Annotated in this window: 16 protein-coding genes; 12 read left to right on the top strand and 4 right to left on the bottom strand. The window is 62.1% G+C overall.

Annotation, left to right across the window (positions count from 1 at the left end):
- Together leuD and leuC are read right to left on the bottom strand one after the other, a co-directional pair.
- The coding region (leuD, locus tag A3764_RS18150) for a 3-isopropylmalate dehydratase small subunit (RefSeq protein WP_067951892.1) at nucleotides 1–464 on the bottom strand (464 nt) is incomplete at its 3' end.
- Complete coding sequence (gene leuC, locus A3764_RS18145; RefSeq protein ID WP_067921259.1) at nucleotides 464–1,867, bottom strand: 3-isopropylmalate dehydratase large subunit; 1,404 nt, start codon at nucleotides 1,865–1,867, stop codon at nucleotides 464–466. The genes leuC and leuD, both read right to left, overlap by 1 nt.
- 238 nt (nucleotides 1,868–2,105) lie before the next feature.
- Here leuC and A3764_RS18140 point away from each other — a divergent pair, with 238 nt between their 5' ends.
- The 4 genes from A3764_RS18140 to rlmH all read left to right on the top strand — a co-directional run bounded on the left by A3764_RS18140 (nucleotide 2,106) and on the right by rlmH (nucleotide 5,210).
- A complete protein-coding gene (locus tag A3764_RS18140) occupies nucleotides 2,106–3,512 on the top strand; it encodes a mechanosensitive ion channel family protein (protein ID WP_082850971.1) in 1,407 nt (468 codons plus the stop codon).
- Nucleotides 3,513–3,533: 21 nt separating this feature from the next.
- The gene (locus tag A3764_RS18135) at nucleotides 3,534–4,208 is read left to right on the top strand and encodes an FAD-binding oxidoreductase (protein WP_067921257.1); all 675 of its coding nucleotides are present in this window, start codon (nucleotides 3,534–3,536) and stop codon (nucleotides 4,206–4,208) included.
- Nucleotides 4,209–4,363: 155 nt separating this feature from the next.
- On the top strand, nucleotides 4,364–4,732 hold the full coding sequence (gene rsfS / locus A3764_RS18130) for a ribosome silencing factor (RefSeq protein WP_067921255.1): 369 nt from the start codon (nucleotides 4,364–4,366) through the stop codon (nucleotides 4,730–4,732).
- Between the two features lie 10 nt (nucleotides 4,733–4,742).
- Nucleotides 4,743–5,210 (top strand): 23S rRNA (pseudouridine(1915)-N(3))-methyltransferase RlmH, encoded by a 468-nt coding sequence (gene rlmH, locus A3764_RS18125; protein ID WP_067921253.1) that lies wholly within the window; start codon nucleotides 4,743–4,745, stop codon nucleotides 5,208–5,210.
- 1 nt (nucleotide 5,211) lies between these two features.
- On the opposite strand, the gene A3764_RS18120 is transcribed toward rlmH, so the two are convergent.
- Nucleotides 5,212–5,568, bottom strand: a complete 357-nt coding sequence (locus A3764_RS18120; RefSeq protein WP_443069048.1) for a hypothetical protein — start codon at nucleotides 5,566–5,568, stop codon at nucleotides 5,212–5,214.
- Between the two features lie 154 nt (nucleotides 5,569–5,722).
- On the opposite strand from A3764_RS18120, the gene A3764_RS18115 reads away from it, so the two are divergent.
- The 6 genes from A3764_RS18115 to A3764_RS18090 all read left to right on the top strand — a co-directional run bounded on the left by A3764_RS18115 (nucleotide 5,723) and on the right by A3764_RS18090 (nucleotide 11,994).
- Nucleotides 5,723–7,171 (top strand): FAD-linked oxidase C-terminal domain-containing protein, encoded by a 1,449-nt coding sequence (locus tag A3764_RS18115; protein ID WP_067921251.1) that lies wholly within the window; start codon nucleotides 5,723–5,725, stop codon nucleotides 7,169–7,171.
- 32 nt (nucleotides 7,172–7,203) lie between these two features.
- Nucleotides 7,204–8,322, top strand: a complete 1,119-nt coding sequence (locus A3764_RS18110) for an FAD-binding protein (protein WP_067921372.1) — start codon at nucleotides 7,204–7,206, stop codon at nucleotides 8,320–8,322.
- Nucleotides 8,323–8,349: 27 nt separating this feature from the next.
- Entirely contained in the window at nucleotides 8,350–9,744 is a 1,395-nt protein-coding gene (gene glcF / locus A3764_RS18105; protein ID WP_067921249.1) for a glycolate oxidase subunit GlcF, read from the top strand.
- A 63-nt stretch (nucleotides 9,745–9,807) separates the two neighbouring features.
- On the top strand, nucleotides 9,808–10,623 hold the full coding sequence (locus A3764_RS18100) for a trypsin-like serine peptidase (protein ID WP_067921370.1): 816 nt from the start codon (nucleotides 9,808–9,810) through the stop codon (nucleotides 10,621–10,623).
- A gap of 146 nt (nucleotides 10,624–10,769) precedes the next feature.
- The gene (locus A3764_RS18095; protein WP_067921247.1) at nucleotides 10,770–11,240 is read left to right on the top strand and encodes an Hsp20 family protein; all 471 of its coding nucleotides are present in this window, start codon (nucleotides 10,770–10,772) and stop codon (nucleotides 11,238–11,240) included.
- 181 nt (nucleotides 11,241–11,421) lie between these two features.
- Nucleotides 11,422–11,994 carry a hypothetical protein gene (locus tag A3764_RS18090; protein ID WP_067921245.1) on the top strand — a complete coding sequence of 191 codons (573 nt, stop codon included), beginning with the start codon at nucleotides 11,422–11,424 and terminating at the stop codon, nucleotides 11,992–11,994.
- A 94-nt stretch (nucleotides 11,995–12,088) separates the two neighbouring features.
- On the opposite strand, the gene A3764_RS18085 is transcribed toward A3764_RS18090, so the two are convergent.
- On the bottom strand, nucleotides 12,089–13,564 hold the full coding sequence (locus tag A3764_RS18085) for an NAD-dependent succinate-semialdehyde dehydrogenase (protein ID WP_067921244.1): 1,476 nt from the start codon (nucleotides 13,562–13,564) through the stop codon (nucleotides 12,089–12,091).
- A 95-nt stretch (nucleotides 13,565–13,659) separates the two neighbouring features.
- Here A3764_RS18085 and A3764_RS18080 point away from each other — a divergent pair, with 95 nt between their 5' ends.
- The gene (locus tag A3764_RS18080) at nucleotides 13,660–14,451 is read left to right on the top strand and encodes an alpha/beta hydrolase (RefSeq protein ID WP_067921241.1); all 792 of its coding nucleotides are present in this window, start codon (nucleotides 13,660–13,662) and stop codon (nucleotides 14,449–14,451) included.
- Nucleotides 14,452–14,568: 117 nt separating this feature from the next.
- Nucleotides 14,569–15,087 (top strand): aminopeptidase P family N-terminal domain-containing protein (locus tag A3764_RS18075; protein ID WP_201722463.1); only part of this gene is annotated, 519 nt, incomplete at its 3' end.

Here is a 15,087-nt window from a genome sequence, read left to right as displayed (position 1 = left end):
CCGTCCGAGGTGGTGACCGTCTGCGCTTCGAGGTCGATCGTCATCCGGGCGTTGGCGCCTTTTTCGGCGTCTTTCATCAGCACATCGACCTGCTCCTGCGGCAGCGCGATGGGCAGGATGCCGTTCTTGAAGCAGTTGTTGTAGAAAATGTCCGCAAAGCTGGGCGCGATGACGCAGCGGATGCCGAAATCCTTGATCGCCCATGGCGCGTGTTCGCGTGACGATCCGCAGCCGAAGTTGTCCCCGGCCACGAGTATCTCGGCATCCCGGTACTGCGGCTTGTTCAGGACGAAGTCCGGGATCTCGTTTCCGTTGTCGTCATAGCGCATTTCGTCGAAGAGGTTCACCCCAAGCCCTTCGCGCTTGATGGTCTTCAGGAACTGCTTGGGGATGATCATGTCGGTGTCGATGTTGATCATCGGCATCGGTGCGGCGATGCCTGTCAGCGTGTCGAACTTTTCCATTACATCATCTCCCTGACATCGGTGAGGTGGCCGGTAATCGCGGCGGCGGCTGCCATCGCGGGGCTCATCAGGTGGGTACGCCCGCCCCGGCCCTGCCGGCCTTCGAAGTTGCGGTTTGAGGTGGCGGCGCAGCGTTCGCCGGGCGCCAACTGGTCAGGGTTCATCGCCAGACACATGGAGCAACCCGCAAGCCGCCATTCAAAGCCGGCTTCCTTGAAGATCTCCGCCAGACCTTCCTCTTCGGCCTGCGCCCGTACGAGGCCGGAGCCGGGCACTACCATGGCGCGTTTCACGGCGATCTTCTTGCCCTTCAGGATCGCTGCGGCGGCGCGAAGATCCTCGATCCGGCCGTTGGTGCAGGAGCCGATGAACACAGTATCAATCGCCACTTCGCTGAGCGGAGTGCCCGGGGTCAGGCCCATATATTCGAGCGAACGTTTCGCAGCACCTGATTTGCCGCCCTTGAAATCCTCGGGCGCCGGTACCTTCGCCGTGATGGGCAGCACGTCTTCGGGCGAAGTGCCCCATGTCACGACGGGCGCGATATCCTCGCCCTTCAGGGTGATGACCTTGTCCCAATGGGCATCGTCATCGGAATAGAGCGTTTTCCACCAGTCCATGGCGGCTTCCCACTGCGCGCCCTTGGGCGCATGCGGGCGGCCCTTGCAATATTCGAAAGTTTTCTCGTCCGGTGCGATGAGGCCCGCGCGTGCGCCGCCTTCGATCGCCATGTTGCAGACGGTCATGCGGCCTTCCATCGACAGGTCGCGGATGGCTTCGCCGCAATATTCGATCACGTAGCCCGTACCGCCCGCCGTGCCGGTCGCGCCGATCACTGACAGGGTGATGTCCTTTGCGGTCACACCGGGGCGCAGCTTGCCGGTGATCTCCACCTTCATGTTCTTCGATTTCTTCTGGATCAAGGTCTGGGTGGCCAGCACATGTTCCACCTCGGACGTGCCGATGCCATGGGCCAGCGCACCGAAGGCACCATGGGTGGCGGTGTGGCTGTCGCCGCAAACGACCGTCATGCCGGGCAGGGTCCAGCCCTGTTCGGGGCCGACGATATGCACGATCCCCTGCCGCACGTCGCTGACGGGGTAGTAGTGAATGCCGAAGTCCTTGGCGTTCTTGTCCAGCGCCTCGACCTGAATTCGGCTGTCTTCGGTCATGGTGGCGGCATTGGCGCGGTCCAGCGTGGTGGGCACGTTGTGGTCCGGCACGGCAATCGTCTTGTCGGGGGCGCGCACCGTGCGGCCCGTCATGCGCAGCCCTTCGAAGGCCTGCGGGCTCGTCACCTCGTGGACGAGGTGGCGGTCGATATAGAGAAGGCAGGTGCCGTCGTCGGCCTCATGGGCCACGTGGGCATCCCAGATCTTGTCGTAGAGCGTCTTGGGGGACATCGGTCCTCTCCCGGTCATGAATAGGGTTCAGGTGTGCGTCGGATGTGCGAAGCGGCTCAGCCCTGTGCCCGCACGGCGTGGCGCGCGCCAAAGAAGCGTTCACGCAGGCGCGCGCGGTCGTCCAGATCGAACACGAGTGTCATGGTCGCTGAATTACCCTTTGGCGGACGTTCCTGCAAGGCCGTTAGGGTTGCGGTGCCCTGTGCGGCATGGCATTTTCCAACGAAAAGGACGGGCGATGGACCAGCAGGGCGATCCTTTCGCGGAATTTCTGGATGCATTCCGCGGCATCTTCGATACCACGATCAACTTCTCCGAAGGACTTCTGACGCCCGGCTGGCGACAGAACCAGATCCTCATCCTTGTGGTGCTGGTTGCCTTGGCATGGCTCATGCACCGGGTTCTGGGCAACGTCCTGCGCCGCTACGTCCAGTCCCGCGAGGGGTGGGAGCGGTGGAAACTCCGGGTCATCGTCCAGATCAAGCGCCGCCTCGGGCTGATCTGTTTCGCGCTTATGGCATGGGCTGTCTATGTCGTGATGCAGAACGTCACATGGCCGTCGCGCTCCTACCTCGTGGGGATCGCGGCGACCTTGGCGACCGTCTATGTCAGCATCGCCTTCGCGGCCCGGCTGGTGCGCAATCCGCCGCTGCGCAGGGTCGTCACATGGAGCCTGTGGATCTACGCCACGCTCTACCTGCTGTCGGTGGCCGACGAGGTTTCTGCATTTCTGGACCGGCTGGCGCTTTCGATCGGTGATTTCCGCTTTTCGGTGCTCGACCTGATCGTGGCGCTTGTGGTGATCGGGGTGCTCTTCACCCTCGCGCGGGTCATCAGCACCGCAACGGCCACCAGCATCCGCAAAAACCAGGACATCAGCCCCTCGATGCAGGTTCTCGCGGTCAAGGGATTGCAGATCTTCCTCTACGGATTCGCGTTCTTCATGGGGGTGCGGGCTGTCGGTATCGACCTGACGGGGCTCGCCGTGCTGTCGGGCGCCATCGGTGTCGGTCTCGGTTTCGGCCTGCAGAAGGTCGTATCGAACCTTGTTTCCGGGGTCATCATCCTGCTCGACAAGTCGATCAAGCCCGGGGATGTCATCAGCCTCGGCGAGACCTTCGGCTGGATACAAACGCTGGGCGCGCGCTATGCCAGCGTGGTCACCCGTGACGGGAAGGAATACCTCATCCCGAACGAAGATCTGATCACCGGGCAGGTGGTCAACTGGTCCCACTCGAACGAATTCGTCCGGTTGGACATATATTTCGGCACCGCCTATTCGGACGATCCGCACAAGGTGCGCCAACTCGCCATCGACGCGGCGAAGGGGGTGGACCGGGTGCTCAGCTTCAAGGCGCCGGTCTGCCATATCGTCGGCTTCGGCGACAGCAGCGTCGACTACATCCTGCGGTTCTGGATCAGGGACCCCACGGGGGGTCTGACCAACATTCGCGGCAACGTCTATCTGGCGCTTTGGGACACCTTCAAGGAAAACGGCATCTCCATCCCCTTCCCGCAGCGCGAAGTGCTGATGCTGGAGGACAGCAAGCTCGCGCTGTCACGCGGTCGCCGCGGCGATTCCGGGGATCGGCAAGCCCCGGAGGAGGGCCCAGTAGCCGGAACCGGGGGCTCTTCTACAGGTTGAGTGGCAAAGGAGACCTGATAAATGCCCCATAAGCTCACCCTCAAGGCGCTTGCGCCGGTTACCCATGACACGAACCACTACGTCTTCGACCGGCCGGAGGGGATTGACTTCGAGCCGGGGCAGGCGGCGGCGCTCATGCTGGACCGGGAAGGCTGGCGCGACGAAGACCGGCCCTTTACCTTCACTTCCCAGCCCGAGGACACGATCCTCGAGTTCGTGATCAAGAGCTATCCGGACCACGACGGTGTCACCAAGCGGCTGCCCGATCTGTCCGAAGGCGATCATATGCTGATGACTGACCCTTTCGGCGCGATCACCGACCACGGGCCGGGGGTATTCATCGCGGCGGGTGCGGGGGTGACGCCGTTCATCTCCATCCTGCGCCGTCGGTCCCGGGACGATGCCCTGAGCGGGAGCCGGCTGCTCTATTCCAACAAGACCGAGGCCGATATCATTCTGAAGGAAGAATGGGAGCGGATGGATGGATTGAACCCGGTCTTCACCGTCACCGATGAAGAGAGCAGCGATTTTGCGCAAGGTCGGATCGACCGTAAGTTTCTGCAGAAGCACGTCCAGGATTTCGAGGGTAAGATTTTCTACATCTGCGGGCCCGAGGGGTTCGTCGACGATGTGCGCGACAGTCTGAAAGCGCTTGGTGCGGAAGCGGACAATATCATAACGGAAGAAGGGTGGTAGGCAGATTGCCGCTGCGCGTCATTGAAATGCCCCCCGGCCGTTGCTAACTTGGTTGTGATCCCAGCGCCGGGGATCTGGCGGCGCGCAAAAAGGAGGACGATGTCCTGTCAATCCAAGCTGTCGCAGGCCAGCCTGCGAAACCCGGTGCGGCGCTGATGGCGACCGCTGGCGATCAGGCCGCGAGCGATGCTCTGCTGGCCGCTATCCTCAAATCCCTCGATGAAGACAAAGCCGAAGACATCGTGCAGATCGATCTGCGCGGCAAGACGGCTATTGGCGATCATATGGTGATCTGCTCGGGCCGTTCGTCCCGGCAGGTGGCCTCCATCGCCGAAAAGCTCGTTCAGAAGGTGAAGGACGAGTTCGGCCGCACAGCCCGTATGGAAGGCAAGGACATCGGCGATTGGGTGCTGATCGACACGGGCGATGTGATCGTCCATGTGTTCCGCCCCGAAGTGCGCGAATTCTACCAGTTGGAAAAGATGTGGCAGTCCAACGGGGACCCGGCGGCGCTGCAGGGCTGACGTTTCAACCTTGCGTGTGCACCTGCTTGCGGTGGGACGGATCCGCCGCGGACCCGAAAAGACACTCATTGACGACTACCTGGCCCGGTTCGACAGGACCGGGCGTGGGGTAGGTCTGGGGCCTGTCAATGTCATCGAAGTGGAAGCCAAGAAGGGCGGAATGGCCGAAGAGGCTGCTCTGCTGCAAAAAGCCCTCCCCAACGGTGCCGTGATCTGCGCACTTGATGAGCGGGGCAAGGTCGAAACCTCGCCCGCTTTCGCCGACCGGTTGGGCCGGTGGCGCGATGCCGCACAGGGCGATCTTGTTTTCGTCATCGGGGGTGCTGACGGGCTGGAGCCGTCATTTCGCGCAGGTGCCGACCATCTGCTTTCATTCGGTAAAATGGTCTGGCCGCATGTACTGGCCCGCGTCATGCTGGCGGAGCAGTTGTATCGGGCCGCCTCGATCCTCTCGGGCGGCCCTTATCACAGGGTCTGAGTTATTTCAGGTCTATCCGCCGGGCGGCGCCGGACCATCCGGATACGGTGTCATGCGCCTGAATGATCACGCTTCTGACCTCGGACGGGATGGTTACGCCTGACAGGGATCGTGTGAACGGCTGTTCCTCGATATGCGGATGGGCAAGATCGCGCTGGCCAAAGGACCGCCCGTTTTCATCCAGGATCCGCCAGGCATCGGCATAATGATCCCATCCGGAATCAGGGTGGCTGATGGTCACATCGAATGTCCACAAGTCCCCGTCACGGGAAACGGTGACTTGCTCGATCACGGGTTCGTCCGCGAGAGCGGGGAAGGCTGAGAAAGTGATCAGCAAGGCTGCGATGAATCTGTACACTGGGATCACCATCTTGGTTACGCAAAGGGTATATAAGTTCAACCCAGAGCATTCCAATAGGGTTCCACCCAGCCGTCGCCACCTGTGTCGATACGTCCTCACTCTTGCCAAATGGGTGAATTGGTAATATTACTTTACCAAACAGGAGGCGCTCATGGAAATGCCCGTACCCGACGCTGGCGTGCTGGCGCGCAAGGCGCGCGTGGCCGACCGGCTGCGCAAGGTTCTGCCCGCCGATGCCGTCATCGAAGACCCCCGCGAAACCAAGGCCTACGAATGCGACGCGCTCACCGCCTATAAGTGCCCGCCCATGCTGGCGGTCTTGCCCGCCACCACGGAAGAGGTTTCCGACGTCCTGCGCATCTGCTCGGAAGAGGGCGTTCCGGTGGTTCCGCGCGGTTCAGGGACCTCGCTGGCCGGTGGCGCGCTTCCCACGGCCGATTGCGTGATCCTCGGTGTTTCGCGCATGAACGAAGTGCTCGAAACCGATTACGACAACCGATTCGTGCGGGTGCAGACCGGGCGAACCAACCTGTCGGTGACCGGCGCGGTGGAGGAAGAAGGCTTCTTCTACGCGCCCGACCCCTCAAGCCAGTTGGCCTGCGCCATCGCGGGTAATATCGCGATGAATTCGGGCGGGGCGCATTGCCTGAAATACGGTGTCACCACCAATAACCTGCTCGGGGTTCGGATGGTGCTGATGGACGGCGAGATTATCGATATCGGCGGCCCTTACATGGATGCCGGCGGTCTCGACCTGCTGGGGCTTGTCTGCGGGTCCGAAGGGCAGTTGGGCATCGTGACGGAGGCAACCCTGCGCATCCTGCCGAAGCCTGAAGGCGCGCGCCCGGTACTGATTGGTTTCGACGATAACGAAGTTGCGGGTGCCTGCGTCAGCGACATCATCCGCGCGGGGGTTCTGCCCGTCGCAATCGAGTTCATGGATCGCCCCTGCATCGAAGCCACCGAAGCCTTCGCCCATGCAGGCTATCCCATGTGCGAGGCGCTGCTCATCGTGGAGGTGGAGGGATCGGATGCCGAGATCGATCACCAGCTTTCCCTGATCACTGAGATTGCCCGGGGCCACAATCCGGTCGAGTTGCGGGAAAGCACCTCGGCGGAGGAAAGCGCCAAGATCTGGCTTGGCCGAAAGTCCGCTTTCGGCGCCATGGGGCAGATCAACGATTACATGTGCCTCGATGGGACGATCCCGGTTTCGGCGCTGCCCATGGTGCTGCGGAGGATCGGCGAGATGTCGAAAAGCTATGGCCTGAAGGTGGGCAACGTTTTCCACGCGGGCGACGGGAACATGCATCCCCTGATCCTGTTCGATGCGAACAAGCCCGGCGATCTGGAGCTGTGCGAAGAATTCGGGTCAGAGATATTGAAGCTCTGTGTCGAAGCGGGCGGGTGCCTCACCGGGGAACATGGGGTCGGGATCGAGAAGAGGGACCTCATGCACGTACAATACGATGCTGCCGATCTGGAGGCGCAGATGGCGGTGAAAGACGTTTTCGATCCGGCGTGGCTGCTTAACCCTGCGAAGGTGTTCCCGCTGGATGCTTCGGCCACCCGCCGCGAAAAGGCTCTGGCAGCGGAATGAGCGTTTCAGAAACACTCCCCCCGCAAAGCGGCGTGTCACCGGATACCGAGGCGGAACTGGCCGAGCTTCTGCGCGGCGGAGGCGACGCATGGGCCGTACAGGGCGGCAACACCCGCGGCGTGCGATGCAATGCAAAAACTCTTTCTACCGCGGCGATGGCCGGGGTTACGCTCTATGAGCCCGGGGCGCTGACGCTCGTGGCACGGGCCGGAACGCCGGTGTCGGAGATCGAGGAGACGCTGGCGCAGGATAACCAGCGCCTCGCGTTTGAGCCCATGGATCACCGCCAGTTGCTGGGTACTTCCGGAACGCCCACCATTGGCGGGGTCTTCGCGGCCAATGTCTCCGGGCCCCGGCGCATGACTGTCGGCGCGGCGCGGGATTTCCTGCTGGGGGTCCGCTTCGTGGATGGCAAGGGCGATGTCGTGAAGAACGGCGGCCGGGTCATGAAGAACGTGACGGGCTATGACCTCGTGAAGCTGATGGCGGGGTCTTTCGGTACGCTCGGCGTTCTGACGGAAGTTTCGCTCAAGGTGCTGCCGCGCCCCGAAACCGAGGCGACGCTGGTGTTGAACGGGTTGTCAGATGCCGAAGCGATACAGGCGATGGCCCAAGCGATGGGAAGCCCGTTCGAGGTGACCGGTGCGGCCCACGACCCGGCCAGCAGCAAAACGTACCTGCGGATCGAAGGGTTCGAACAGTCGGTAAGTTATCGCGGTGGGCGGTTGCGCGATTTGCTGGCCGAAAAGGCAGGCGAAGCCGAGATTGAAGAGGCGGAGGCATCCGCCGAAACCTGGCGCACCCTGCGCGACGTGACCCCCTTTGCCGGGCGGAAGGGGGACGTCTGGTCGCTGTCGTGCAAACCTTCCGATGCGCCTGCCATCGCAGAGCGGAGCGGCGCGCAGTCGGTGCTTTATGACTGGGGCGGCGGACGGCTCTGGTGCCTTGCCTCTGCCGGCCATGACGTGCGGGCTGCGGTGGGCGTATTTGCTGGGCACGCCACCCTTGTTCGCGCTGGTGCCGATACCTTCGATCGACTCGGTCGGTTCCACCCCGAAGCCCCCGGCGTCGCACAACTGGCCGCCGCTTTGCGGCACAGGTTCGACCCTCATTCCCGCCTCAATCCCGGATTGATGGCGCGAGCTACTTGATTCCACCTCTTTCAGCCGGAGCGCTCGATGCAGACGACTTTCACGGATAGCCAGCTTTCCGATCCGCAGATCGCACGCAGCAATGAAATCCTGCGTGCCTGCGTGCATTGTGGCTTCTGCACGGCAACCTGCCCGACCTATCAGGTGCTGGGGGATGAACTCGACAGTCCGAGGGGCCGTATCTACCTGATCAAGGACATGCTGGAGAACGACCGCGACCCGGATGCGAAGACCGTCAAGCATATCGACCGTTGCCTGTCCTGCCTCGCCTGTATGACGACCTGTCCTTCGGGCGTGCATTACATGCACCTCGTCGATCACGCGCGCGATTACATAGAACGTCGTTACAAAAGACCGTGGTCGGATCGTGCGCTGCGCTGGATGCTGGCGCGGATCCTGCCCTATCCGACGCGCTTCCGGCTCGCCCTGCTGGGGGCGAAGATCGGCCGGCCCTTCGCACGGCTGATGCCCGATGTCCGGCTGCGGGCGATGTTGGAGATGGCGCCGCGCCATATCCCCCCGGTCAGCCGCAACGACGATCCCCAGACTTTTGCCGCGGAAGGCACAGCGCGCAAACGCGTGACGCTGATGACCGGCTGCGCCCAAAAGGCGCTCAACACGGATATCAACGATGCGACCATTCGCCTGCTGACCCGGCTTGGCTGCGAAGTCGTGGTGGCGGAGGGGGCAGGTTGCTGCGGCGCCCTTACCCATCATATGGGCAAGACTGATGAGAGCCACGCAAGTGCTGCCCGCAACATCCGCGCCTGGACGGCGGAGATGGACGGAAAGGGGCTGGACGCCATCGTGATCAACACCTCGGGCTGCGGAACGACGGTTAAGGACTACGGCCATATGTTCCGCAATGAACCGCTGGCCGAAGATGCCGCGCGTGTGTCAGCCATCGCCTGTGACGTGAGCGAGCTTCTTGTCGATCTTCTGGACACGGAAAAAGGCAAGGAAGCGCCACGACCGGCCCGCGACGACATCGCCGGAATAGATGCTCCCGCGCCGGTATCACCCGCGCACGAAGGGCTCGTGGTCGCTTATCACGCTGCCTGCTCGCTTCAGCATGGCCAGCAGATCAAGACCGCCCCGAAAGATCTGCTGAAGAAGGCGGGCTTCACGGTGGTGGAGCCTGCGGATCCGCATCTGTGTTGTGGTTCGGCGGGTACGTATAACCTGATGCAGCCGGAGATCTCCGGCCAGTTGAAGGCGCGCAAGGTGAGGACGCTGGAAGCCAAACGCCCGGACATCATCGCGGCGGGAAATATCGGTTGCATGATGCAGATCGGCTCGGGCACCGGTATTCCGGTTGTCCATACCGTGGAACTGTTGGACTGGGCCACGGGCGGGCCCAAACCCCCGGCGCTGGACCGCGATGGATCGCAGCGCGCCCCGGAAATCCCCCGGTTGCGCTGATCCGGCCCTATTTTCGCCCCATCTGGTGGGTATCCGGATACCGGGTGACCAGGGGTGATTGAATTGCGTGTATTGAAGGTATTCGCGACTATTCTGCTTTTCGCGGCGCAGGGTGCGCTGGCACAGGATGCGCAACTGCGCCAGTTGGACAGCGGTGTCGAAGGGCGCGACTGGGAAGCGGTCGGGCGGCTCGATATCGGGGGCGTGGGTTTCTGCACCGGCGCGCTGATCGCGCCCAGGCTCGTCCTGACTGCGGCGCATTGCCTGTTCGACAGCCGCACCAAACAGCAGATCGATCACGGCGCGGTGCAGTTCCTTGCCGGATGGCGCAATGGCCGCGCCGGGGCTTACCGCGGCATCCGCCGGGCCGTGGTGCATCCTGAATATGTGTTTGACGGCGATGTATCGTCCGACCGGGTGCGCAACGACGTGGCCCTGCTGGAACTGGAACGCCCGATCAACAACACCACGATCCAGCCTTTCGGCACCGGCGCCCGCCCCCGGCCCGGCGACAGCGTCGGCGTGGTGAGCTATGCGCGCGACCGGTCCGAGGCCCCCTCCCTGCAGGAGGTTTGCACCGTTCTCGCCCGGCAGGAGGGGGTTCTCGTTACCTCATGCTCTGTCGATTTCGGATCGAGCGGTGCGCCGATATTCGTATTTCAGGACGGTGCCCCCCATATCGTATCGGTCGTCTCCGCCAAGGCGGAGGTCGAGGGCGCCAATGTTTCGCTGGGGACTGCGCTCGGCGCGCCGCTCGCCCTTTTGCAGGCCGAACTGGTCGCGGGTAAAGGTGTCTTTCAGCATGAAGGACCGGGCAGCCGCCGCATCCGCGTGGGCCAGCCCAACCGGGACACCGGGGCGAAATTCGTACGCCCCTGACCTTTGGGCGGGGGTCTTGAAACGCTTCTGAATCATTCCCACATGGCGGGTGCCGGGGTGCCTCAAAGGGCTTCGGCATAACCGAAACGGGTCTGTCCAATGATGGAAGGCCCATGCGTAAAATCGCTCAAACATGAGGATGAAACATGCGTACATATGATTTTGCACCGCTCTACCGGTCCAGCGTTGGCTTCGACCAGATCGCCAACATGATGGACCGCGTCCTGTCCAACGACGGCACGACCTCCAGCTACCCGCCCTATAACATCGAAAAGCTGGATGACGATTCTTACCGCATCACCATCGCCGTGGCCGGCTTCTCCGAAGCTGATCTGAGCGTCGAGGTGCGTGAGAAATCTCTGATCGTGTCTGCCCGCAAGGCCGATGAACAGGAAGAGAAGACCTATCTGCACCGTGGTATCGCCACCCGTGCGTTCGAACGCCGTTTCGCACTGGCGGATCACGTTCAGGTGACCGGCGCCGCCCATGCCGATGGCATGCTGCACATCGACCTCGTGCGTCAGGTGCCCGAATCGCTGAAGCCGCGTCAGATCGAGATCGCATCGGACCGCAAGGCGATCGAGAAGGATGTTGTGGACGCGAAATCCGTCAACTGATCGGATAAAGACCACTCCTGTCACTGGCCCGGGGCATCGCCTCGGGCCTTTTTGCATGCGGCGCGCGGAAATCCGCGGAGTTTCGAAGGTTCTCGCAACCCGCCCGGGGGGCGATGCGTTTTGTAGATAACAGGCTGCGTGCCTGTCCGAGACAAAGCAACGAAGACGAAAGGAACATCAAATGACCTATCGCGATACCGTTCGAACGCTGACCCTCACCACAGCACTGGCCGGGCTGACAGCCCTTCCGCTCGCAGCGCAGACGCTTTCCGAAGATACCAGTGTTGCCGCAGGAGCCGGCACAGGTGTGATTGCCGCGACCGACGTGGCCGAGACTGCTGCCGATCTGGATCTCAACGTCGATGCAGACGTGGATACCAGCAACATCGGCACCAGCAATCTGGCGACTACGAACCTCGAAACGGATACCACCGTCACAACCCCGCGTGTGACAGGGCCGCTTGAAACCGCTGAATTCGACCGCATGAATGCAGTGATCGACAGCGGTTCAGCCGTGGCCGTTTCCTCCGACGGCACGGTCGTGGGCACGATTGACCGGGTCGAACAGCGCGAAGACGGGACGCTGCGGTATTCCGTCGCGCTGGATGACCGGTTCGCCACCGCGACACCGCGCGTGATCCTGCGCAGCCGGACGACGTTGGATGCGGACAACCGCCTGAACCTCGGGATGAGCGACGCGCGCTTCGGCTCCTCCCTTTCCCAGTTCGGGTCTGCGGGCGTCGGCCTAAACTAAGAGTGGCTCGACGCGCTCCTGCCGCGTTCCAAGAAACAAAGAAGGCAGCGGAATCCGCTGCCTTCTTCTTTTCCGACATCGCGACTGTCGATGATCAGACACTCATGCAGATGTATTTCATCTCAAGGTAATCCTCGATCCCGTGGTGGCTGCCTTCGCGGCCAAGGCCGGACTGCTTGACGCCGCCAAAGGGCGCGACCTCGGTCGAGATGATGCCGGTGTTCACCCCGACAATCCCGTATTCCAGCGCCTCGGCCACCTTGTAGACGCGGCTGAGATCGTTGGCGTAGAAATAGGAAGCGAGGCCGAAGATCGTATCGTTGGCCATCCGGATCACGTCATCTTCGTCATCGAACTTGAAGAGCGGTGCGAGCGGGCCGAAGGTTTCCTCGGTGGCGACCTGCATGTCCTGGGTGACGCCCTTGACGATGGTGGGTGCAAGGAAGTTGCCTTCCATCTTCTCTTCCTTGGAACCGAGGATGATCTCAGCGCCCTTCGAAAGCGCATCCTCGATATGTTCCTTGACCTTCTCGCTGGCGTCGCCGTTGATTAGCGGGCCAAGGTCTACGCCATCCTCGAAGCCGTCGCCGACCTTCATCTTTTCGACCCGCGCCTTCAGCTTTTCGGCAAAAGCGTCATAGACACCGGCCTGAACGTAGATGCGGTTCGCGCAGACGCAGGTCTGGCCGTTGTTGCGGAACTTGCACAGGATCGCGCCTTCGACCGCGGCATCCAGATCCGCGTCGTCGAACACGATGAACGGGGCGTTGCCGCCCAGCTCCATGGAGCATTTCATCACCTGATCGGCAGCCTGTTTCAGCAGGATACGACCCACTTCGGTCGAGCCTGTGAACGTCAGCTTGCGGACAGCAGGATTCTCGCAGAATTCCTTGCCCACTTCGGAGGAGGAAGAGGACGGCACCACGTTGAACACGCCTGCCGGGATACCTGCACGCTCTGCCAGTACGCCCATGACGATGGCGGACAGGGGCGTTTCCGCCGCCGGGCGCGCCACGAAGGAACATCCCGCCGCAAGCGCGGGCGCGGCCTTGCGCGTGATCATGGCGTTGGGGAAGTTCCACGGCGTGATGGATGCGGCAACGCCGATGGGCTGCTTGATGACCATGATACGCTTGTCGCGCTGATGGCCGGGAATGGTTTCGCCGTAGATGCGCTTGGCCTCTTCACCGAAGAATTCGATGAAGGATGCGCCATAGCCGATCTCGCCCTTCGCTTCGGCCAGCGGCTTGCCCTGTTCGGCGGTCAGGATGGTGCCCAGATCGTCCTGGTTTTCCATCATCAGGTCGAACCACTTGCGCAGGATCGCGGCACGTTCCTTGCCGGTCTGCTTGGCCCAGTCTTTCTGCGCTTTTTCGGCGGCCGCGATGGCTTTGCCCACCTGAGCGCGGGACAGGTTGGCAACCTTGGCGATCACGTCGCCGCGGGCCGGATTCGTCACATCGAATGTTCCGTCGTCACCGTCGATCCATTCGCCATTCACATAGGCCCGCGTCTCCAGCAGGGAGGGGTCCTTGAGCATGGATTTGAGGTCGGTCTTCGCGTCGGTCATGGCAATCTCTCCGCTTTTGTCTGTGGTACCCAAAGCAACATTGGCTATGATTGTCCAGTTCCACTTTGCGATGGAACGTGCCGGGGGAGCCATGAATGAGACTGGATGACGCCTATGCCAACGCGGCCCATATAGAGGGCGCGGAGGATTATCCGCCACGCTGGCAGCAAGAGGCCGCGACCTTTCGGAAAAAGCTGGGTTTCCGCGCACAGCTTGGGGTGTCCTACGGCCCGACCGAGCGGGAGGCCTTCGATTTTTTCGAACCCGAGGGCGTGTCCCGGGGGACGGTCATCTTTGTCCACGGGGGCTACTGGAAGGCGTTCGATCGTTCATACTGGTCCCATCTGGCGCAGGGCGCGGTGGCGCGGGGATGGGCGGTGGCGATGCCCTCCTACGATCTTTGCCCCGATGTACGCATCGCTCAGATCACCGGGCAGATCGCCCGCGCCGTGATGGAGGTGGCGAAGCGTACCCAAGGAGACATCGTGCTGGCGGGTCATTCGGCAGGGGGGCAACTGGTTTCCCGCATGATGGATCCGGTCGTCCTGCCGGGGGATATACGCGACAGGATCACCCGTATCTTGCCGATCTCGCCGGTGGCGGACCTCGAACCGCTGCTCGAAACCTCCATGAACGAGGTTTTGCGGCTGGATATGGTTGAGGCCCGCGCGGAAAGCCCGGTCAACATGCCGCCGCCGCATGGGGTGCATGTTTCTATCTGGGTGGGCGCGGAAGAACGGCCCGTCTTTCTCGAACAGGCCGAAAATTTCGCGCAAGCCTGGGGGGCAAGGCATCACGTCGTCGAAGGGCGGCACCATTTCGACGTGATCGATGCACTGACCGAGCCGGACAGCGCGATGGTGCGGGATCTGCTCGGGTTGAAATAGAGGCTTGATCGGGGCTGCGGAATACGCCAATCAAACATAGGCCGGGGCGATGGCGTCGCCCCCTCGCGGGCCGATGCGTCCTGAACGCCGGGACCTTTCTGAAAAGGAGGGTCTGATATGACCACCCCACGTCCTGACATGTACCGTTTCCATAACGGAGAAAAATCGCCGCTGCCTTTTGATGCGGCTGAATACGAAGATCGTCTCGATGAGTTGCGCGAGCGGATGGACAACGTCGGCGCGACTGCTGCTGTCTTCACCTCGATGCACAACATCGCCTACTACTCCGGCTTTCTCTATTGCGCGTTCGGGCGCCCCTATGGCCTCGTCGTCACCGCAACCGAATGCGTGACGATCAGCGCGGGCATCGACGCCGGCCAGCCGTGGCGGCGCAGCTTTGCCGACAACATCACCTATACCGACTGGCAGCGCGACAATTTCTGGCGCGCAGTGGCCTCCGTCACCGGGACCGGCGGGGTGATTGGATATGAGAGCGATCATCTGACGCTGATGCAACGCGACAAGCTGGAGGATTTCCTGCAACCGCTCACCATGGTGGACCTTTTCGAGACGACGATGCGCCAGCGCATGCACAAGTCCGAAGCGGAGATCGCGCTCATCCGGCAGTGTGCCGCC

The sequence above is a fragment of the Sulfitobacter sp. HI0129 genome, assembly GCF_001635395.1.
Taxonomy (GTDB): Bacteria; Pseudomonadota; Alphaproteobacteria; order Rhodobacterales; family Rhodobacteraceae; genus Sulfitobacter.
This window is presented reverse-complemented; position numbering and strand designations above follow the sequence as displayed.